This is a genomic window from Pseudomonas sp. SCA2728.1_7, assembly GCF_018138145.1.
Lineage (GTDB): Bacteria > Pseudomonadota > Gammaproteobacteria > Pseudomonadales > Pseudomonadaceae > Aquipseudomonas > Aquipseudomonas koreensis_A.
The window spans coordinates 3,589,714-3,610,976 of sequence record NZ_CP073104.1; the positions used below are offsets into that span (position 1 = coordinate 3,589,714).

The following is a 21,263-nucleotide window of genomic DNA, read 5'->3' on the forward strand; positions in this document are numbered from 1 at the left end:
ATACACAGGTTCGCCCGATTGTTGTGAGGCAAATGCGCAACTACACTCGCTTTGCCCCGCGACGCCTTGACGCTGCGGGGCCTGCGCCTTACCTTTGGCGCCCGGATTACTTCCATAATATTAATGCTAGGGATCGCCTCATGCTGCGCAAACTCTCACTGGCTGTTGCCGTGTCTTGTGCGTCCAACGCAATGGCTTGGGCAGCAGAAGCGCCCTTGTCGACCAAAACCGATCTGGTCAGCGTCTATCAGGAGGCGGTCGACAACAACGCCGACCTCGCCGCCGCCCGCGCCCAGTACGGCGCGCAGAAAGAAGTGGTGCCGCAGGCGCGTGCCGGGCTGCTGCCGAATTTGTCCGGCGGTGCCGAAGTGGCCAATGTACGGACGTCGATCGATCAGCCTTCGGCCACGGCCAATCGCAGCGCTCACTCGTATCAGGCGACCCTCGCCCAACCATTGTTCCGCGCCGATCGCTGGTTCCAGTACCAGGCCGCCAAAGACGTCAATGAGCAAGCCGCGCTGCAACTGTCGGCGACTGAGCAGAACCTGATCCTGCAATCGGCCGAAAGCTATTTCAACGTGCTGCGCAGCCAGGACAACCTCGCGTCGACCAAGGCCGAAGAAGCGGCGTTCAAGCGCCAGCTCGACCAATCCAACGAACGCTTCGACGTCGGCCTGTCGGACAAGACTGACGTGCTGCAATCGCAAGCCAGTTACGACACCGCACGGGCCAACCGCATCGTTGCGCAACGCCAGGTCGACGATGCATTCGAAGCGCTGATTACCCTGACCAACCGTCAGTACAACTCGATTCAAGGCATCGTCCACACGTTGCCGATCCTGCCACCGGCGCCGAACGATGCGAAATCCTGGGTCGACACGGCGGCGCGGCAGAACCTCAATCTGCTCGCCAGCAACTACGCGGTCAGCTCTGCCGAGCAAACGCTCAAGCAACGCAAGGCCGGCCACTTGCCGACCCTCGATGCCGTGGCCAAATACGAAAAGGGTGACAACGACGCCCTCGGCTTTTCCAACCCGAACGCTTTTGGCGTGCCGTACCGTGACAACGTCGAGCAGAGCACGGTCGGTCTGCAACTGAATATCCCGATCTACAGCGGCGGACTGACCAGCTCGCAAGTGCGTCAGTCGTATGAGCAACTGAATCAGAGCGAACAACAGCGCGAATCGCTGCGTCGACAGATCGTCGAAAACACCCGCAACCTGCACCGCGCAGTGAACACCGATGTCGAGCAAGTGCAGGCGCGCCGCCAGTCGATCATCTCCAACCAGAGCGCGGTGGAAGCCACGGAAATCGGTTATCAGGTCGGCACGCGCAACATCGTTGACGTGCTCGATGCGCAGCGTCAGCTGTACACCTCGGTGCGCAACTACAACAACACGCGTTATGACTACATCCTCGACAACCTGCGTCTGAAGCAGGCGGCGGGAACGCTGAATCCGGGTGATCTGGAAGATCTGCGGCGCTATCTGAAGGCTGACTACAACCCGGACAAGGATTTCCTCCCGCCGGATCTGGCCAAGGCTGCCGAGGCGCAGCTAAAAGCCCGGCCCTAAGCCTTAAAAGCAAAAGATCGCAGCCTTCGGCAGCTCCTACAGGAAACGTATTCCAATGTGGGAGCTGCCGAAGGCTGCGATCTTTTTGCTTTACTTGATCAGTCGGCCCAACCCATCCAGCAAACGCTGCAATGCGCCCTGATTGCGGCGCATCACCGCCAGCCCGGCGTCGGCCATACGCTGCGCATCGCGCGGCAATTCGAACAAGCGCTGCACCTCCACCGCCAGCCCTTCGGCATCATCCACTTCCGCCAACGCTCCGGCTTCGCGCAATTGCGCAGCAATGTCGAGAAAGTTGAACAGGTGCGGGCCGCTGATCACTGGTTTCGCCAAGGCTGCCGGCTCCAGCAGGTTGTGCCCACCGTTGGCGACCAGGCTGCCGCCGACAAACGCGCTGTCCGCCAAGGCATAAAGAAACAGTAACTCACCCATGGTGTCGCCGAGCAGAACAGAAGTCTGCGCATCGACATTGGCCCCAGTCGAACGCCGAACCGTGGCGAAGCCTTCGCGCTGGCACAGTTCGAACACCGAGTTGAAACGTTCCGGGTGACGCGGCACCAAAATCAGCAGCGCATCCGGGTGATTAGCCAGCAAACGACGGTGGGCATCGAGCACCACTTCATCTTCGCCTTCGTGGGTACTGGCGGCGATCCACACTGGACGCTCCAGCGCCTGCCATTGGCCACGCAGTTCAGCGGCGCGTTGCAGCAGTTGCGGGTCGATGGTCAGGTCGAACTTGATCGAACCGGTGACTTCGACTGTCTCCGCACGCGCGCCGAGATTACGGAAGCGCTGGGCTTCAGCTTCGGTCTGTACGGCGAACAAACTCATTTCGGCGAGCATCGGCGCGGTCAGCTTGCTGAAGCGGCCATAGCCGCGCGCCGAACGCTCGGACAAACGTCCATTGGCCAGCGCCACCGGAATACCGCGTTTGGCGCACTGATGAATGTGATTGGGCCACAGCTCGGTTTCCATGATCACCGCAAGCTTGGGCTGAGCGCGATCAAGAAAACGCGCCGCCGCACACGGTAAGTCATACGGCAGATAGCAATGCTGAATGCGCGGTTCATTAGCGAACAGCGCCTGAATCCGCTCCGAACCGGTCGGCGTCATGCAGGTCACGGTGATCGGAAGCGTCGGATAACGTTGCAGCAAGGCGCGGATCATCGGCGCCGCAGCAATGCTTTCGCCCACCGACACCGCGTGCACCCAGATGCCGCCGGGTTGCAGCGTCGGCATGCCGTAGGAGAAACGTTCGCCAATCCGCCGGGCATACGCCGGTGCCTTGCGCGCACGCAGCCATAGCCGAATCGCCACCAATGGCAGCCCCAGGTAAAACAGCGCGGTGTACAGAGTTCTATTCATGGCGGCGGAGTTTATCGACTTTTTTCGCCGATCGCCCGCAAGTGCACGGCAAAACGTTCGGCCAGCCAACGCGCGGCCGGGCCGAGCGGTTCGTCACGGCGCCAGACCAGTTCGACCACCAGCGCCGGCGGCGTCCATTCGCTGTCGAGTTCGACCATCAAGCCCTGATAGGCCGAGTACTGCACCACATGCCGGGGCAACCAGGCCCAGCCGAGATCACGCACCAGCCATTCGGACATGACGTAAAAACTGTCGGCGCGCCACACTTGCGGGCTGGCGGGTTCGTTGCCGGGATAGACACTGGTTTGCGTCGACATCAGCAATTGCCGGTGTTGCGCCAGTTGCTGGCAGGTCACGTAAGACTGTTGCGCCAGCGGATGATTGATGCCGCAAACCGTGACCATTTCCACGCTGCCGAGCACGCGGCGCTCCAGCGCTTCGGGGATTTCATCGTGATAGAACAGCAGACCGAGATCGGCCCGGCGCTCGACCAGTTTGTGTGCGACTTCGCCTTGGGCGGCGCTGGTCAGTTGCACTTCAAGGCTGGGGAATTGCTCGGCCAGTTCACCGAAACTTTCCACCAATGCCTGATAGGGCATCGCCTCGTCCTGGGCCACGCGCAGTTGCGCTTCCTGGCCACGCATCATCGCCATCGCCCGGCCATTCAGACGCTCGCATTGGCGCAGGACTTCCCGCGCCTCTTCCAACAACGCTTCGCCCGCCTCGGTGAGCGTTGGCTGGCGGCCGCTGCTACGCTCGAACAGGCTGACGCCCAAATCCTCTTCGAGCATGGCAATCGCGCTACTGATCGCCGACTGCGCTTTGCGCTGCTGGCGGGCCACTGCCGAAAACGAACGCTGCTCGGCAACGCCGATAAACACCCGCAGTTGATCGAGATTCCATTGCATGCTGACTCACCAACCCATCTTGTTAACAGATAGGTAATGACTTTACCCCATCTGGCGAATCTCTAGAATGCGGCTCAGCCAACAACGTTTCACCTTGAGGATTTGAACCATGAACGCCTACGCTTACCTGGCCATTGCCATCTGCGCCGAAGTGATCGCCACCGTGTCGATGAAAGCCGTCAAAGGCATCAGCACGCCGCTGCCGTTGGTGCTGGTTATCGTCGGTTACGCGATTGCGTTCTGGATGCTGACGCTGGTGGTGCGCACCGTTCCGGTCGGCGTCGCCTACGCGGTCTGGGCCGGCATGGGCATCGTGATGGTCAGTGTCGCGGCGCTGTTTATCTACGGGCAAAAACTGGATATCCCGGCGATGCTGGGGATGGCGTTGATCGTGCTGGGCGTCGTCGTGATCCAGCTGTTCTCGAAAACTGCCGGCCACTAAAGACAAAACACATCCCCCTGTAGGAGTGAGCCTGCTCGCGATAGCGATCTGTCATTCAACATTTATGTCGTCTGATAGACCGCTATCGCGAGCAGGCTCACTCCTACAGGTTTGCATTCCCTCTGTTGATCATCGACAAATCCGCCCCTTTCCCGAGTCTGTATACTGCGCCCTCGTCTTGAACACTGAGGTCGCTGCATGCCATCCGTTATTTCCACCGACGTTCTGATTGTCGGCGCTGGTGTCGCCGGCCTCTGGCTGAACGCGCGTCTGCGCCGTCAGGGTTTTTCGACCGTGCTGGTGGAAAGCGCCAGCCTCGGCGGCGGGCAGAGTGTGAAGTCCCAGGGCATCATCCACGGCGGCGCCAAGTACGCGCTACACGGTGCGCTGACCGGCGCCTCGGAAGCCATCGCCGACATGCCGCGGCGCTGGCGTGAAGCGTTGGCCGGCAATGGCGAACTGGATCTGTCCGGTGTGCGCCTGCTGTCCGAAGCTCACTACTTGTGGTCGCCGGGCACTCTGGCCGGCAACCTCACCAGTTTCTTCGCCAGCAAAGCCGTGCGCGGCCGGGTCGATCAGGTCAAGGGCGAGCAACTGCCGCCGGCCCTGCAAGACAAACGCTTCAAGGGCAAGGTTTACCGCCTCGCCGAACTGGTGGTCGACGTGCCGAGCCTGATTCAGCGTCTGGCCGATCTGGCCGGCGATGGCCTGCTCGCCGGGCAAACCATCGAGCCACTGCTGGAAGCGGGCGTGCTGGTCGGCTTGAAAGTCGACGGGCGCGAGATCCGCGCGCAGCGCATCGTCCTTAGCGCCGGCGCCGGCACCGCGCAACTGCTCGAACACCTCGGCCTCAGCCAGCCGGCCATGCAACGCCGACCATTGCACATGATCATCGCCAAAGGCCCAGGCCTCAAACCGCTGTACGCGCACTGCCTGGGTGGCGGCACCAAACCGCGCATCACCGTGACCACCCACCCGGCCGCTGACGGTCAGTGGGTCTGGTACATGGGCGGCGACATCGCCGAAAGCGAAGGTGTGAATCGCGAACCGGCCGAGCAGATCGCCACCGCGCAGAAAGAGATCGCACAGTTGTTGCCGTGGATCGACCTCAGCACCACACAATGGGCGACCCTGCGTGTCGACCGTGCCGAGCCACTGCAAACCGGCCTCACGCGCCCGGACAACGCGTTCCTCGCCGAACAGGGCCGTTTGCTGGTCGGCTGGCCGACCAAACTGGCGTTGGCGCCAGACTTTGCTGACCGAGTCATCGCCTCCCTTGAGCGCGACGGTATTCAGCCGCAAGCCGCCGAACCTTTGCCGGCGCTGCCAAAACCCCCAATGGGCGTTCCCGCCTGGGAGCAGTTGCTGCCATGACTATCGCCACCCTGCACAACCTTCATCGCCCATTGGGCAGCACCGGCCTGATGGTTTCGCCACTGGGTCTGGGCACGGTCAAACTCGGCCGTGATCAAGGCGTGAAATACCCCAACGGTTTTCAGATTCCCGGCGACGACGAAGCGCGCATGCTGCTGCGTCAGGCGCGCGATCTGGGCATCAACCTGATCGACACCGCCCCGGCTTATGGCCGCAGCGAAGAACGCCTTGGCCCGTTGCTACGCGGCCAGCGGCAAGACTGGGTAATTGTCAGCAAGGTCGGCGAAGAATTCGCCGATGGTCTGTCGCAGCACGATTTCAGTGCAGCACACACACGGATGTCGGTGGAACGCAGCCTGCAACGTCTTGAAACCGATTTTATCGACCTGGTGCTGGTGCATTCCGACGGCAACGACATGGCCATCCTCGAGCACGAAGAGGTTTACGCGACACTCGCGGCGCTCAAGGCCGAAGGCAAGATTCGCGGCTTCGGTTTCTCCGGCAAAACCGTCGAAGGTGGCTTGAAAGCACTGGAGCAAGGCGACTGCGCGATGGTCACCTACAATCTGAACGAACAAAACGAGAAAGCTGTCATTGACTATGCTGCTGCCCACGGCAAAGCCATTCTGGTGAAAAAAGCCTTGGCCAGCGGTCATGTTTGCCTGAGCCCCGGCGTCGATCCGGTGCGCGCCAGCTTCCAATTGCTGTTCGCGCAGCCTGGCGTGGCCAGTGCTATTGTCGGCACGATCAATCCGCTGCACCTCGCCCACAACGTTGCGACCGTTGCCCAGGTCCTACGTGGTCACTGACGCCGCCTCGCGGCCTTAAGCAGGAGCCGATATGCCGCGCACGCTCATCAGAAAGAACCCAAGCAACTTCAAGACCCTGCCGCTGTTCGTCGAAGCCACCCCCGAAGGCCTGACCTATCAGAGCGTCGGCATGCCGCTGAACTTCGCGCAGACCTTGCAGCGGCGCAAACCGGTGAGCGTGGCCGATACCGAGCGCTTCTCGCTGGAACTGGCCAACCTCGGCGTTTCGGTACGCCTGACCCTGCATTGGCAGAATCGCGACTATTGGGTGCTGGTGCGCCAACGCCGACAGGATCGCGGCGACGTCGTGCTCAAGTTGATTTCCGGTTACGTGCCGGCCCACGAATTGAATATTCCGCTGCACACCGCCATTCAGGAAATTGCCGAAGAGTGTTTGCTCGAGACGCCAGAAGGCTGGCTCGGCGGACGCTTCAACGACACTTGGCTGCCGGCGCCCTACTCGGCGGCGTTGCACTACCGCGAGGCTTTGCCGTTTCGCCTGACGCCATTGTCCGGCTCGGCGCGCCCCATACGCAGCGCCAATCTGCAATTGCTCGAACGGCCTCGGGCCTACGTGCACCTGCCGACCGCCTCATTGCAATTGATCTACGATCTGCGCCTGGATGTGCCCAAGGAAGCAAAATCCTTGAGCCTGTTCCACGTTGACGAGCGTCTTGAGGGTGATCAACTGGTGGCCCGACTCGACCGCAAGCGCCCCGACCTGTACTTGATGCCACTCAAGGACGGCGCGCCACTGGCCGAGTTGTACACGCTCAAGCGCGACAAACTCATACCGGCCAGCACCCGAGGTCTGTATCTGGCCGAGAGCTTTGCCACCCAAACCGGCTGGGTCGTGCGCGAGGAGCGGATACGCTGGAAGGACTGGTTGGTGCAACAGGGCCTGCAACCGGCGAAAGCCCCGCGTCAGGGTCTCAAGCAGCTGAGTATCAAGGCGCTGCGATTAGTCGGGCTGGGTAAAAAAACCGCCAAATAGCGGTTTAGCGCCGGCGATCCCACCAGGTGCGCAACCCGGCGAAGAAATGGAAGTAGCGGTTTTCGCGCTTGCCCATGCCGCGCTTGGGCGAAAACGATTCTTCGGCAAAGGCACCGGTAATGCGCACCCGTGATGCCTGGGTCGGCAGCGTGCAGATTTTGGCATCGACCTGCTGCAGGGCATATTTGAGCAAGCGCTCGGAATGCAGCTTTCGGCCTGTCGCCTTGCAGAAATCGAAAATGCGCTCGATCCGCTTGCCGTACGCGACGTATGTATCGCGCCCGCAAATCGCAAACCGGTCGTTCAAGCCGCCCCACCACTGCCAGTCCGGAATATAAGCGTTGTGCTTGCGCACCTCAGGATGAGCGAAGACATAGCGTGGCAATGCGTTGTGAAAGAAATTGTCGGGGCGCACGAACACGACGAAATCCGGGTTGAAGGATTCGATCATGGTGGTCACGGTGTGCAGCGAATTGAGCTGATAGATCAGATTGCGCAGCGACGCATAGTCATCAGCCCAGGTATCGCCCTGCGCTTTGACCTGCTCGAAATCCCAGCGCTCCAGCACCCCCTCGGTCGAGGTCAGCGTGCCGGTCATGGATTCGAAGGGCTGGTAATTATCCGCCGTCAGCTCGCCTTTCTCGCCGGAACGCGAGTTCTGCACCTCATCGATCTGGTACAGGTGGTAGAAGCACTTTACGTCGCTGCCCGCAGGCAACTGCGCCAGCACGTTCTGTTCGATGGAGGGGAAACAGATCGGCGAATTCCTCGGGATCCCGAAAAAAGCCACGGCAATTTTCAACACTCAACAGCACCTTTTGAAAGTAGATCGGGCCTGCTGGCAACCGGATTCACGACATGACTTACTTTTGCCGAAACAGCTTTTGCCACCAGCGCCGGGGCTGCAATGGCACCACGATGATGTCCGACTTCTGCAGCCAGTCGCGCTCGTAATCCCACGCATGGCCACCCCACAGCTTTCCTGCTTCGTTGGAAAACCCGAGGGTCATGAGCTGATAGCTATAACCGGCGTGACCGCGCAACCAGTCGAACAGCACCAGCGTGTTGAAGCCGGTGGAAGGGCCGACATAGCGCTTGCCGCCCGGCCGATCGACCGGGTAGTTCCACAGCGGCGGCAGTGGAATGCGATCCCAGTACATGGCCACACGTGGCAGTGGACACATCGGTGCGGCGCAGCCCACCAGCATGCTGAAACAGCGCTCGCTCGCTTGTTCGAACATCCGCTGTACCGGCGGTGCGTAAGGCAGACCAAAAAAATACGCGTCGGGCGCGTTGTAGCCATGCACGAAGACATTGACACTGTGCTGGTTGAGCAGCGCTGCCTTGATGCAGGTATTGAAGCTGACGACGACGTCATCGACGCCAATGTTCAGCGCCTGAAAATCTGCCGCCGTGATCGCCGGATTGTTGGCAATCAAAACGACCCGGGGCGCGCGGCTCAGACAGTCGAGAAATTCTGTGGGCAAAGCCCCCAGAACGGACTGGTCACCACCGGGCAGCGCATCCAGCGCCATGTGTTCGCCGGGTTGCGACGATTGATGATCCTTCATTCAGGCTGGCACCTTCATCCCGTAACGCAGTTTCACCCAGAACTTTGTGAACGCCGAAGGCGGCTGCCATGGGCGCATCTCACGCTGGATTTCCGTGGCCAGTGCCTGACCGACACGGGCGAAGGAATAGCGGCTTTGCGCGAACTCCTGGCCGTTGCGGGCAATGCGCTCTGCCAGTTCCGGATCGCTTTGCAGCAGCTTGATTTTTTCCACCGCTTCTTCTTCGCTGCGGTAGAACACGGTGTTGTGCATGTCTTCAAAACCGAGCAAGCGGTCTTCTTCGCCCTGACTCCAGGCCAGCAGCACACAGCCGCAGGCCATGGCCTCATAGTTCTTGATCATGAACTCGTTCATGCCGATGTCGGCACTGACGAAAATCCTGATGCGATTGAGCGTCTGCAGGTACTCCTCACCCGACTTGGTGCGGGTCACCAGCATACCGGTGCGCTTGGAGAGCGACTCGAGCATGGCTTTGCGCTCGGCATACTCGGTGCTTTTCAGGCTGCCAAGAAAGCCGATCGGAATGTCCCGCTCAACGCCGGTGTTGTGCAGCATCTGCTCGTCATAGCCTTTGGAAACGAACACCGTGTCGATGCCTTCGGCGAGCATCTTGCGTGCGACCACGGCACCGGACACCAGCGCCCGACAACTTGGCAGACGACGATAGAGCCGTGAATACACGCCCCGATATTTACTCGCCGGCATGTAGTTCTGGTAGGCATCGTGCTCGAGAAACACCAGCCCGGGAATGCACTTGAGCACCTGCAGTTGCGTGGCCAGACGCTTGACCCGGGAGAAAATCACCACGCGATCAAAGGTCTGGTAATCGACCGAGGCCAGAAACGACCCCAGATTCAACTGCTGCTGTTTGCTCAAACGATAGATGAAACATTCATCACAGTTCTGCTGCACGATGTCGTAGAGCCGGTCGAGAATGACCCGCTGCTCGTCCATCACCAGGAGCATGACTTTCATAAGTTAATTGACCACGCGACGTAGGCAGGCAAGCGCATCGGATTCAAAGCTGCCTACATCAACGGAAACGGTAAAATCCCCAAGGCAAAATCCGTTCACACGCAGTACACAACGGTAAAAATTCATCTGATCAACGACTGCGGATCTTCTCGACAATCGCAGTTGTCGAGCTGTTTTCCACAAGTCCCAAGACCTTCACGGTACCGCCGTAAGCGCTGACGATATCGGCGCCGACCACCTGTTCGATGCCGTAATCGCCACCCTTGACCAGCACGTCCGGTTTGACCTCGCGCAGCAGGTTTTCCGGGGTGCCTTCAGGGAAACTGATCACCCAGTCCACCGCGCCGAGGCCGGCGAGAACCGCCATGCGTCGATCAACGCTGTTGATCGGACGGCCCGGGCCTTTGAGGCGGCTGACCGAAGCATCATCGTTGACCGCGACAATCAGACGATCGCCCTGTGCTCGTGCCTGCTCCAGATAGGTGACATGCCCGGCATGCAGGATGTCGAAGCAGCCGTTGGTGAAAACGATCCTTTCGTTGTGCGCGCGGGCATCGGCCACGGCGAGCAGCAACTGCTCAAGACCCAGCACACCACGCTCGGAACCTTCTTCACGCTGGATGGCGCGACGCAGTTCCGGAGCACTGATGGCGGCAGTACCGAGTTTGCCAACCACGATGCCGGCGGCCAGATTGGCCAGCGCAACGGCGTGAGGCAGGTCTTCACCGGCAGCAATCGCTGCGGCCAGGGTAGAAATCACCGTGTCACCGGCACCAGTGACATCGAACACTTCGCGGGCACGCGCCGGCAGGTGCAGCGCCGGCTGATCCGGACGCAACAGGGTCATGCCATGCTCGCCGCGCGTTACCAGCAGCGCGCCGAGTTCGAGGTCGTGCATCAGGGCGGCGCCCTTGCTCACCAGCTCATGCTCGTCGACACAACCGCCGACGATGGCTTCGAATTCGCTGAGGTTCGGGGTAATCAGGCTGGCGCCACGATAGATCGAGAAATCCTTGCCCTTCGGGTCGGCCAGCACCGGGATGTTCTTCGCGCGGGCGGCCTGGATCAGCGCCTGATGGTTTTTCAGGGCACCTTTGCCGTAGTCGGAAAGTACCAGCACCTTGATGCCTTCGAGCAGATCAACGACCTGCGAGCCAAGGGCCAGCGCGTCGGTGGCGAACGGTTCTTCAAAGTCGATACGCAGCAGTTGCTGGTGCCGGCTCATGACCCGCAGCTTGACGATGGTTGGCTGGTGCGCAATGCGCTGGAACAGAGCGCGTACGCCCGCGCCTTTGAGACTGTTGCTCAGGCTGTCGGCGGCTTCGTCGTCGCCGGTCACACCGACCAGCGACGCCGGCGCACCCAGCGCGGCAATGTTCAAGGCAACGTTCGCGGCGCCACCCGGACGGTCTTCGATCTGCTCGACCTTAACGACCGGCACCGGCGCCTCAGGGGAAATCCGTGAGGTTCCGCCATGCCAGTAACGGTCGAGCATGACATCGCCGACTACCAAGACCGGGGCTTGATCGAAACGCGGCATGGACAACTTCATGGAGCAACCCACATACAAAATGAACAGGGGCGCGATATTAACACAGGGTAAAGCGCCGTCCGCCTCAATCTGAAAGGTCGCGTACCCAGAACAATTCGTGACGCCGGACCGCTTTGCGGAAAAACTCGTTACTGCCTGTGTCAGGCCAGCGGCGACCCGCCAGACCTTGCTGGATCCAGCGGCGCAATTGCCGCTTGAACGCCTGCCCCCCCTGCAGATCGTGCTCCATGGCCAGGGCCATGGCTTTGTCCAGTTGCACATCCGCTGACAACAGCGGGCTCCATAGCCGGTCAGCCGGCAACGGTTCGATGGCTGGCGGCAGCGCAATCCCCGCACCGGCAGGCCCCATCGGCCAGCGATCGTTGTCGTGCAGGTGATTGGCGTACATCAGCAGGGTGGCCGGTTTCCAGCTACTCAGCGCGATAGCCTGAAGCAGCGCTTGGGTAGACGCTACATGATCACTGTGAGGATCGAGTTCAGGATGGGGCGTCACCACCACTTCTGGACGATAGTGCTCAAGCAGGGCCTTCAGGTCGCCCAGCAGATTTTGCCAGGTCGGCTGCCCATCGATGTCGGCGGGCAGGGTCAACGGATTGTGCCGGCGCACGCTGCGCACATCGTTTTCCTGCGACTCACGGGAGCCGAACGCCTTCGCAGGCGCTTCGGCCATCGAGGGCAGTTGCAGGCAGTAATAACCCAATTGCACACAGCGATCGGCAGGCACGCCCCCCCACAGCGGGATCACCAGACTGTCCCAACTGCGCAAACGACCCTTCAAACGTGCGGCGGCTGCTTGATCAAGGCCCAGACGCTGAAAGTCTTCAGCTTCGATCTCGCCCTGGGTCAGGGTGACAATACTGACGTCTTCGCATCGGCTGTACAGGCCGAATGCAGCAAGTTCCGCATCATCGGCATGGGGCGCAATGACCATCACCCGCTGGCGGGAATACTCAGGATTGGCCATGACCCACAACACGCCCGTCGCAGCGGGTACGCAATATCGGCCACGCAGCGCCAGAGTCCCTTGCGCCAGCGCATCGGCCTGACCGGACAGATTAAGGAAACGCCGCCCTTTGACGCCACGCTCGAAGTCCTGGCGATCATCACCCACCTCAACGCAGGGATCGAGCCAGCGCCCCAGCCATGTGGATTTCACTTTCAGCTCGAGCACCAGCGTCTCGCCCTGCGCCAGCGGCTCGCTCAGGCGCACCACGCCGCCCTCAAGGCTCACGGCCTGCCGCGCGGTTTGCGCCGGAAAGTCATAGTGATAGTCGTCAGCAGGCCGGTAGAACAAATGGTCGGCAAACCAGGCCTCGTGTGCGACCCAGGCCAGCGCCAGCAACAACGGCACCAGCCACCACGCAACCAGCCATCCGATCAGCAACAACCCCACCAGAAAGGCAATCAGGAACAGACGCTTGTTGCGCCGATGGGCCTTGAGAAGCTGTTGCTTGCGAGCGCTCATGAAATCAGACCTTGTAGACCGGCACCGTGTGGCACCAGCGATCCTTGTATTCACGGTCGGCGCGACCGAATGAATAACGCAAAGGCTTGCCCAGCGCTTGCGCGTGCGCCCAGGCCTCTTGGGTGTTGACGAAACTCAGCACACTGCCGGGACTGAACTCGCGACTCTGCGGGTCAACGCCACCGTTGATGTATTCCAGCGAAACCCATTGCGGGGCCTCGACGCGGTACAGCACCTGAATGGCCACGGGCGCCGAATCGAGCATCGCCACGGAACCGGTCATGAATTCGCGCAGCAAGGTAAAGACTTCAACCAGCCCGGCCTTGCCCGGCACCTCGAAGCCCCAGCGACGCTGGAACAAATCGCCATAAGCGGCAGCCTGTTCCTGCGGGGTAAAGTCGGACATCGGCACCAGCGATCCGCCCGCCTCTTCCAGCAGGCGCTGTTCGCGACGCTGGTTGTAGCGAAACTTCTTCGAATATTCTTCCGGCAACCGGGCCAGGGCCAAACCCTCAGGCTGCGGCTTCAACGTGCTGATCTGCTCGGCATTGAGCTGCGATACATAAGCCATGCGCTGGCGCACCGGCACGCTGATATCTGGCGCGATCGGCAGAATGATTTCTGCATTGCCCATGTCCAGCAAGCCACGCTTGCCCTCGCGCTTGAGCACTTCCTTGGACAAGGCGACATGCCGGCCCCAGCAGGGGATGGCGGCCAGCACCTCACCGCCAACGATCCAGCCCAGGTAACGCAATTCGATGCCTAGAAATGTCGACAAGCGCTCGACGACTTCGGGATGCGTGGCAAAGCTGCCGCCGAAATGCTGCCAGGCCTGGGCGTAGCTGTCGCGATCGATTTCAGTCCAGCCACGCTCGCGAAAGCTGCGAAACATTTTCAGCATACGTTGGTCACGTGCGCCGGTTGTGGCTCGTCACCCTCTTCAAACTCTTTGGCATGCAGACGGGCGTAATAGCCGTTTTGCTCGAGCAATTGCGCGTGAGAGCCGCGTTCAACGATGCGCCCTTCATCCATGACCAGAATCAGGTCGGCTTTCTCGATGGTGCTCAAACGGTGGGCGATCACCAGGGTCGTGCGGTTTTTCACCACATGATCCAGCGCGGCCTGGATATGCCGCTCCGACTCGGTATCAAGCGCAGAAGTGGCCTCGTCGAGAATCAGCAGCGGCGCATCCTTGAGCAGTGCTCGCGCGATGGCGATGCGCTGGCGCTGGCCACCGGACAGCAGCACGCCGTTTTCGCCAACCATGGTTTCATAGCCTTGCGGCATCTTGATGATGAATTCGTCGGCATAGGCCTCTGTAGCCGCGCGCTTTACTTCATCGAACGGTGCGCCGGCCAGATCGCCGTAAGCGATGTTGTTGGTCACCGTATCGTTGAACAGCGTGACCTGCTGGGTCACCAGAGCAATCTGCCGACGCAGGCTGCGCAGGGTGAAATCCTGCACCTGCACGCCATCAAGCAGGATCTGGCCCTGGGCATGATCATGCTGGTAAAAGCGCGGAATCAGGCTGGCCAGGGTCGATTTGCCACTGCCCGAACGCCCCACCAAAGCGACCATTTGCCCCGGCTCGACGACGAAGCTGATGTCGTTGAGTACCGGTTTTTCGGTATCGGGATAGTGGAAGCTGAGGTTACGCACTTCCAGACGGCCTTCGAGACGATCCTGCTCGACCGTACCCTGATCCACTTCCGCCGGCTCATCCAGTTGCTCGAAAATACTTTCGGCACCGGCGACGCCCTTCTGGATAGTCGAACTGACTTCCGACAATTGACGAATCGGTTTAGGCAACAGACCGGCCATGGTGATGTAGGCCACCAGATCGCCCGGCGATGCGTCGCCGCGAAGGTACAGTACGAGGAACATCACCACGGCCATGGCGCTGTACGTCACCAGTTGCAACATCGGCGTATAAACGGCGCCGGTCTTGGTCATCGTCAACTGCTTGTCGGTGTTGCTCTGGCTGGCATCACGAAAGCGATCCTTTTCGTACTGCTCGCCGCCGAAGCTGCGCACAACGCGGTAGCCATGAATGGTCTCGGACGCGACGTGCGTGACGTTACCCATCGAGACCTGGATCTTCTTGCTCTGCTTGCGGAATTTCTTGCTGGTGCTGTTCACCATCAAACCGATCAACGGCAGGATGGCGACCATCACCAGAGTGAGCTTCCAGTTCATCCACAACAGCGTGCAGAACAGGAAAATCACGGTCATGCCTTCACGGATGACGACTTTGATCGCATCGGTTGCCGCACCGGTGACCATCGTCACGTTGAAGGTGATCCGGGAAATCAGGTGACCGGAATTGTTCTTGTCGAAGAAGCGATTGGGCAACTCCAGCAATTTGTTGAACAGCACCACCCGCAGGTCATGCACCAGGCCCAGAGAAACCCGCGCCAGGAAGAAGTTGCCCAGGTACGAGCCCACCCCCTGCCACAGCGCGATGAACACAATCATCAGCGGCACGGACTCGAGCAACTGCAGCTTGCCCAGATACGGGTTGCCCGGAAACAGACTGGCTTCAGGATTGGCCAGACCGTCGACAAAGTATTTGAGGATGTAGGCGAGCATCGGTTGAGTCGATGCGAAGATCAGAAACCCGACGATGCTGAGAAGGAAAAGGCCGGCGTAAGGCCGCACGTAAGCCAAAAGGCGGAAATAGATCGCCAGCGTGGACTGGGCTTTCGGTTCAGGACTGCTCATGGTGATCCGCGCAATTCAGTGAGGCGGCGATGATATCACACGCGTTTTTGCCCCGATAAACATGACTTCAAGCCAGCCTTCGACCAAGTCGGTTAAGATACCCCGCTAATGATGGGGAGCCGGACATGCAAGCGATTGATCACAGCACTTACGAGGCACTGCGCAAAGGTGCACACGTATTGGAGGCCGACGGTTCCGGCGACAAGGTGCTCAGATTGGCCGATGGACGCATGCTCAAACTGTTCCGCCGCAAGCGGCTGCTCAGTTCGGCGCTGTTCTACCCCTATGCACAACGCTTTGCCGACAACACCCGGGCACTCGAACAACGCGGCATTCTCTGCCCGAAAGTGATCGCGGTGTATCGCATCCCGAGCATCGAACGTGACTGCGTGTATTACAGCCCGCTGCAAGGCAATACGGTGCGTCAGTTACAAAGCACTGGCGAAGAGGCTGACTCACTGCGATTCCAGCTGGGCGGGTACTTCGCACTGCTGCACGAAAAAGGTGTGTACTTTCGATCGCTGCACTTCGGCAATGTCGTGCTCACCCCGGACAGCCATTTGGGCCTGATCGATATCGCCGACCTGCGCTGCCAGAAGCGCGCGCTCAGCGACAGCAAACGCCTGCGCAACTTCGCGCACTTGCTGCGCTACAAGGAAGACCGCCAATGGCTGCTCGGCGATGACGCCGGCGACGCGTTTATCGAAGGTTACCGGCAGGCCTTGCCGAGCAATCGACAAGCGCCGCTGATCTCACGCCTGCGTCCGCTGCTCGGTTAATCCTCAGGGGCCGATGACCACTACGGTGGCACCTTTGCGATTGGCGAAATGTTCAATGATGCGCAACTTGTGCGCCGCCAACCAATCACTCAGCCACGGCTCGTCGCCTTTGGCCTCGATGAGGAAATACTGATAGTCGTCAGCGTGGGCAGCCGACATCGCTTCCTCTGCGGTCAGTACCGGCATCACGTAGCCGCGACCGGCGTAATAGCTGATCCGCCCATCCTCGAAATAGGTGTTCGCTCCTGGCTCGACATGGGTGGATAACCAGCGGCCTGCCTCGATGTAATGCGTTTTGCCGGCCCCGGTGGAAATGACGTTCGACAGCATCACCAACAGCCCCAGAATCACCAGCCACCGGCCCCAACGCGGAAACTCGCGAACGAACGCCGCCAGCCCCATCGCCAGCACGGGCACAAATAACAGATTCAGAAAGCTCAGATAGCGCGCGTTCATGAACTGCTGCTTGATGAAAAACAGCACCAGCACCACCAGATACAGCAACGCCGCCCAGGCAAAAGGACGATAGTCGCGCCAGTAGATACCCAGAACCCCCCAGTTGCGCCGCAGGAAGAAGGGAACGACGAATGGTCCCATCAACTTCACGAAACTGATGGCCATGGTCCCCAGGATGCCAAAGAAAATGATCCGCCCGGCTTCATCCTGGGAGTACTTGTTGACAAGCGTGCTGGCAAACTGATCACAGAGCATCTGAAAGGAGGCAAACACACTGTGCGGCGCAATCATGTCCAGATACAGCATCACGCGCGCCGACATGAGCACGCCTGAGACCGAAACGGCCAGCAGCCCCAAAATCGGTAGCAGGGAAAACTGGAAGAATTGTATCCGTCGGGTCGACGACCACAGATTGGGCAACTGCCACAGGGCTAACGCCGGCACCAACAGCAAGGCTTCCAGCCGGAACAAGGCTGCCGCGACGATGGCCAGGTGAATGAATGCCGCCCGCAGCCAGCCACCCCGAGCCTGCCAGCGCAGCGCGAGCCAGAGCGTCAGTGTGCAGAAGAACCAGAAACCGCATTCACGGATGATGTCATTTCGAAAGGCATTCACCGCCGGCATGGCCAATACCACCAGACACGCCCAACGGGTGATCTGCGCAGATCGCTGGCGAACGCAGTCCACCATCAGCGCGCTGGTGCCGGCCAGAAAGAGCGCGCACCAAAGATAGGCGCTCAGTTCGAGCGGCAAATGCAGGACGGTATGCGTACCGGCAAGCAGAAAGGAAAACCAGGGCCAGTCGAAAGCAGCCCAGGCCACATTGGGCCCGTGCTCGGTGACCTGTTGCGCAATATCAATGTACAGCGCGGCATCACGCCCCACTGTCGCGGTGCCCAATACCGCTATCAGCGATAGCAGCACACTGCCCAAAAACGCCAGCCAGACCGGGTATTCGTCGATGATTCTGGAGACTCGAGTTGCCACGCTACCGCCCGTACCTTTCACCCAGCCACCTCACCGACATCCGTTACAAGGTCCGCGCACGTCGCCGCGACCCGCTTACCGAAACAGCAACCGCAAAGCCTTGCGGGTATATGACCAGCGTGAAAACGTACGCCAGTCAGCACGCAAGGCCTGAAAATAGAACGACTTGGCCAGCTTGTACTCACCATGGGAATAACAGTCGCGAAACAACGATAGACAGCGCTGCGCCAGGAACGCCTGACGCAGATCCCCCATTTCCTCGGGCATGCGTCGTGCGGAGAAAACTTCGCTGACGACCTGCTCCGTACCGGCGGCAAGACTTTGGCGTAAATCATGGCGCATGCTATCGGCATGCTTGTAGATCAACGCCAAAGGCTTGTCCAGAACGCTGCAAGGGTAACGCGCCAGCACTTGAGCAAACACCGGCAGGTCTTCGACATTACGCAAATGTTCCGGGTAATTACCCAAAACGAACACATCGCGATGCATTGCGCAGGCACCGTTTGAAATCGACACCGTCTTGTTCAGCAGGTAACCCTGCAGGCGCTGGCGAGGGGTCACAGGCAAAGGCCTGGCCGCCTGCAAGCTGCGTCGCCCGTCAGCGAAAACCGACCAGTGCGCGCCGATCACCATCAGGCTTTGCGGATGACTCGCAATGTGCTGTGAAAGCTCAGCCAATGCACCGGGGGCCATTTCGTCGTCAGAGTCGAGGAACACCAGATACTGCCCGGTTGTTTCTTCAAGGCCACGATTGCGTACCGAAGACAAACCGCCGTTGCTTTTTCGCAGTGCGCGAAAACGCCCGCCATGCTTGAGCAGGAGCTGTTCCACTACCTCTGGCGTATCGTCCGTCGACCCGTCGTCGATGACCAGCAGATCCGCCGTCGCCTCATCCAGTTGCGCCAATACCGACTCCACTGCTCGTGGCAGGGTTCGCGCATAGTTGTAAACCGGAATGACGACGCTGATCAGTGTTTCAGTCAAGTTCGTATCCTTTTACACCCTCTTTTACGACCAGAATATCTTCCATGATCAGGTATTCCAGGTCCGAACCGAAAAACATGTTCAACGCGTCGGTCGGCGAGCAGATCATCGGTTCGCCACGACGGTTAAGCGAGGTGTTCAGCGATACACCATTACCGGTCAGATTTTCCAGCGCCTTCATCATGTCGTAGTAGCGCGGGTTGTATTCGCGCTTGAGCACCTGGGCGCGAGAGGTGCCATCTTCATGGACAACTTCCGGCACGCGGGTCTTCCACTCTTCCGCCACTTCGAAGGTGAAGGTCATGAACGGCGCCGGGTGATCGATCTTGATCATCTGTGGCGCAACGGTGTCGAGCATCGACGGGCAGAAAGGCCTCCAGCGCTCGCGGAACTTGATCTGGTGATTGATCCGGTCAGCCACACCGGCCACGCTCGGGCAACCGATGATCGAACGACCACCCAATGCACGCGGACCGAATTCCATGCGCCCCTGGAACCAGGCCACCGGGTTGCCATCGACCATGATCTTGGCGATCTGCTCCGGCATGTTGTCGAGCTTGCGCCAGGTCGGCTTGCTCTCGTGACGGGCGCACGCGGCGATGACGTCTTCGTTGCTGTACGACGGGCCGAGGTAGACATGTTCCATCTTCTCGACCGGTACGCCACGAGCGTGAGACACGTAGGCAGCGGCGCCGACCGCAGTGCCGGCATCGCCGGACGCAGGCTGCACGAACAGCTCTTTGATGTCGTCGCGGGCGATGATTTTCTGGTTCAGTTTGACGTTCAACGCACAGCCACCGGCGAATGCCAGCTTGCCGGTTTCCTTGAGCACATCGCCCAGGTAGTGGTCGATCATCTGCAACGCCAGTTTCTCGAACAGCGCTTGCATGCTCGCGGCGTAGTGAATGTACGGTTCGTCAGCGATGTCGCCTTCGCGCTTCGGCCCCAGCCACTCGATCAGCTTGGGCGAGAAGTAGAAGCCTTTGCCCTTCTCTTTGTAGCGACGCAGGCCGATGACGTTGGCGTAGTCGGTGTTGATCACCAGTTCGCCGTTCTCGAACGAGGCCAGACGCGAGAAATCGTACTTGCTGGCATCGCCGTACGGCGCCATGCCCATGACCTTGAACTCACCGTCGAGCATCTCGAAACCGAGGAACTCGGTGATCGCGCCGTACAGGCCGCCGAGCGAGTCAGGATCGAAGAATTCCTTGATCTTGTGGATCTTGCCGTTTTCGCCGTAGCCGAAAAAGGTCGTGGCGTACTCACCTTTGCCGTCGATACCGAGGATCGCGGTTTTTTCTTTGAAACCGGAGCAGTGGTAAGCGCTGGAGGCGTGAGCCAAGTGGTGTTCGACCGGCTCGATCTTGATTTTTTTCGGATCGAAACCCAGTTGCTCAAGGCACCAGACGATCTTGTTGCGATAGCGCTTGTAGCGACGGTTGCCCATCAGGATCGCATCGAGGGCACGATCCGGCGCGTACCAGTAACGCTTGGCGTAGTGCCAGCGCGCCTTGCCGAACAGGCTGATCGGGGCAAATGGAATCGCAACCACGTCAACATCGGACGGCTTGATGCCGGCCTGTTCAAGACAGAACTTCGCCGATTCGTAGGGCATGCGGTTCTTTGCATGCTTATCACGTACGAAACGCTCTTCTTCAGCCGCCGCCACCAGCTTGCCGTCGATGTACAAGGCTGCTGAAGGGTCATGGCTAAGGGCGCCGGACAGGCCAAGAATCGTCAATGCCACAGGGGTCTAGCCTCTTTAGTCTGCGTGCAGGCGCGATGCGCCTTGAATATTGATGTGCCCTCGCACAGGGCGAGTGACAGCTAAAGGGCGGGATTATAGCGTAAACGAGTGGGGAATTACCCTGCGCGATTGCCCCAGGGTGAATGGTTTGAAGAAACCTGGCCCTACGACTCAATAACCGCCCTTGCGCCAGTAAATACCAAGATTACCGTCGGTGACCTGACGATAAACCGTATAGGGCAACGCCACTGTATCGAATACACCGGACAATGGCAGATCCAGCAGCACGAACGGTACAAGAAATCCGCTGGGATCGGGAGGCGCGTTCAACACGCAGAAGTCGAAGGCCAGACCGCTGTAAATACGCGGAATGGATTGGCAGTAGGTTTTTTGTTTGCGCATGTCCCGAGCGACGTCGGCATCGTCTTGCAAGACGGTCATGGCGCTGCCGCAGCCAGCCAGAACCCATGAAAATATACCCAGCGTTGCAGCCTGTTTGATGGTCAAGATTCGCCCTCCAAGGTCGTTGGGCAAATTAGCATCGGGACTGGACAGGGCAC

At 59.8% G+C, this 21,263-nt stretch carries 19 protein-coding genes; 6 read left to right on the forward strand and 13 right to left on the reverse strand.

Going from position 1 to position 21,263, the window contains the following annotated elements:
• The first annotated feature begins 140 nt into the window (after positions 1-140).
• Positions 141-1,574 (forward strand): TolC family outer membrane protein, encoded by a 1,434-nt coding sequence (locus tag KBP52_RS16020; protein WP_038360286.1) that lies wholly within the window; start codon positions 141-143, stop codon positions 1,572-1,574.
• Positions 1,575-1,664: 90 nt separating this feature from the next.
• Here KBP52_RS16020 and waaA read toward each other — a convergent pair whose 3' ends face one another.
• Together waaA and KBP52_RS16030 are read right to left on the reverse strand one after the other, a co-directional pair.
• The gene (gene waaA / locus KBP52_RS16025; protein WP_116032008.1) at positions 1,665-2,939 is read right to left on the reverse strand and encodes a lipid IV(A) 3-deoxy-D-manno-octulosonic acid transferase; all 1,275 of its coding nucleotides are present in this window, start codon (positions 2,937-2,939) and stop codon (positions 1,665-1,667) included.
• An 11-nt stretch (positions 2,940-2,950) separates the two neighbouring features.
• On the reverse strand, positions 2,951-3,847 hold the full coding sequence (locus KBP52_RS16030; protein ID WP_212620531.1) for a LysR family transcriptional regulator: 897 nt from the start codon (positions 3,845-3,847) through the stop codon (positions 2,951-2,953).
• A 109-nt stretch (positions 3,848-3,956) separates the two neighbouring features.
• On the opposite strand from KBP52_RS16030, the gene KBP52_RS16035 reads away from it, so the two are divergent.
• From KBP52_RS16035 to KBP52_RS16050, 4 genes are all read left to right on the forward strand, one after another.
• Positions 3,957-4,289: an SMR family transporter gene (locus KBP52_RS16035; protein ID WP_007915730.1), complete on the forward strand. Its 333-nt coding sequence runs from the start codon at positions 3,957-3,959 to the stop codon at positions 4,287-4,289.
• Between the two features lie 198 nt (positions 4,290-4,487).
• Positions 4,488-5,663 (forward strand): FAD-dependent oxidoreductase, encoded by a 1,176-nt coding sequence (locus KBP52_RS16040; protein ID WP_077570556.1) that lies wholly within the window; start codon positions 4,488-4,490, stop codon positions 5,661-5,663.
• Entirely contained in the window at positions 5,660-6,472 is an 813-nt protein-coding gene (locus KBP52_RS16045; RefSeq protein ID WP_212620532.1) for an aldo/keto reductase, read from the forward strand. Before KBP52_RS16040 ends, KBP52_RS16045 begins: the two co-directional genes overlap by 4 nt.
• Positions 6,473-6,503: 31 nt before the next feature.
• Positions 6,504-7,466, forward strand: coding sequence for a metal ABC transporter ATPase (locus tag KBP52_RS16050; protein WP_077570552.1), 963 nt, complete (start codon positions 6,504-6,506; stop codon positions 7,464-7,466).
• A gap of 4 nt (positions 7,467-7,470) precedes the next feature.
• Here the strand turns inward: KBP52_RS16050 and KBP52_RS16055 are convergent, their stop codons facing one another.
• The 7 genes from KBP52_RS16055 to msbA all read right to left on the reverse strand — a co-directional run bounded on the left by KBP52_RS16055 (position 7,471) and on the right by msbA (position 15,750).
• Entirely contained in the window at positions 7,471-8,271 is an 801-nt protein-coding gene (locus tag KBP52_RS16055; RefSeq protein WP_212620533.1) for a hypothetical protein, read from the reverse strand.
• A gap of 58 nt (positions 8,272-8,329) precedes the next feature.
• Positions 8,330-9,037 (reverse strand): hypothetical protein, encoded by a 708-nt coding sequence (locus tag KBP52_RS16060; RefSeq protein ID WP_077570548.1) that lies wholly within the window; start codon positions 9,035-9,037, stop codon positions 8,330-8,332.
• Complete coding sequence (locus KBP52_RS16065; protein WP_077570545.1) at positions 9,038-10,012, reverse strand: glycosyltransferase; 975 nt, start codon at positions 10,010-10,012, stop codon at positions 9,038-9,040.
• A gap of 130 nt (positions 10,013-10,142) precedes the next feature.
• Complete coding sequence (hldE, locus tag KBP52_RS16070) at positions 10,143-11,564, reverse strand: bifunctional D-glycero-beta-D-manno-heptose-7-phosphate kinase/D-glycero-beta-D-manno-heptose 1-phosphate adenylyltransferase HldE (RefSeq protein ID WP_212620534.1); 1,422 nt, start codon at positions 11,562-11,564, stop codon at positions 10,143-10,145.
• A 64-nt stretch (positions 11,565-11,628) separates the two neighbouring features.
• Positions 11,629-13,029 (reverse strand): PIG-L family deacetylase, encoded by a 1,401-nt coding sequence (locus tag KBP52_RS16075; protein ID WP_212620535.1) that lies wholly within the window; start codon positions 13,027-13,029, stop codon positions 11,629-11,631.
• Between the two features lie 4 nt (positions 13,030-13,033).
• Positions 13,034-13,930 carry a GNAT family N-acetyltransferase gene (locus KBP52_RS16080; RefSeq protein ID WP_116032040.1) on the reverse strand — a complete coding sequence of 299 codons (897 nt, stop codon included), beginning with the start codon at positions 13,928-13,930 and terminating at the stop codon, positions 13,034-13,036.
• Positions 13,924-15,750 (reverse strand): lipid A export permease/ATP-binding protein MsbA, encoded by a 1,827-nt coding sequence (gene msbA / locus KBP52_RS16085; RefSeq protein ID WP_077570537.1) that lies wholly within the window; start codon positions 15,748-15,750, stop codon positions 13,924-13,926. The genes KBP52_RS16080 and msbA overlap by 7 nt, the downstream gene beginning before the upstream one ends.
• A 125-nt stretch (positions 15,751-15,875) precedes the next feature.
• Here msbA and KBP52_RS16090 point away from each other — a divergent pair, with 125 nt between their 5' ends.
• Positions 15,876-16,529: a toluene tolerance protein gene (locus KBP52_RS16090; protein WP_077570535.1), complete on the forward strand. Its 654-nt coding sequence runs from the start codon at positions 15,876-15,878 to the stop codon at positions 16,527-16,529.
• A gap of 3 nt (positions 16,530-16,532) precedes the next feature.
• On the opposite strand, the gene KBP52_RS16095 is transcribed toward KBP52_RS16090, so the two are convergent.
• The 4 genes from KBP52_RS16095 to KBP52_RS16110 form a co-directional block, all read right to left on the reverse strand.
• A complete protein-coding gene (locus KBP52_RS16095; protein ID WP_249122288.1) occupies positions 16,533-17,909 on the reverse strand; it encodes a hypothetical protein in 1,377 nt (458 codons plus the stop codon).
• Positions 17,910-18,047: 138 nt separating this feature from the next.
• On the reverse strand, positions 18,048-18,956 hold the full coding sequence (locus KBP52_RS16100) for a glycosyltransferase family A protein (RefSeq protein ID WP_212620536.1): 909 nt from the start codon (positions 18,954-18,956) through the stop codon (positions 18,048-18,050).
• Complete coding sequence (locus KBP52_RS16105; RefSeq protein WP_077570529.1) at positions 18,949-20,703, reverse strand: carbamoyltransferase; 1,755 nt, start codon at positions 20,701-20,703, stop codon at positions 18,949-18,951. The genes KBP52_RS16100 and KBP52_RS16105 overlap by 8 nt, the downstream gene beginning before the upstream one ends.
• Positions 20,704-20,874: 171 nt before the next feature.
• On the reverse strand, positions 20,875-21,210 hold the full coding sequence (locus KBP52_RS16110; protein ID WP_077570527.1) for a YceK/YidQ family lipoprotein: 336 nt from the start codon (positions 21,208-21,210) through the stop codon (positions 20,875-20,877).
• Between the last annotated feature and the right edge of the window lie 53 nt (positions 21,211-21,263).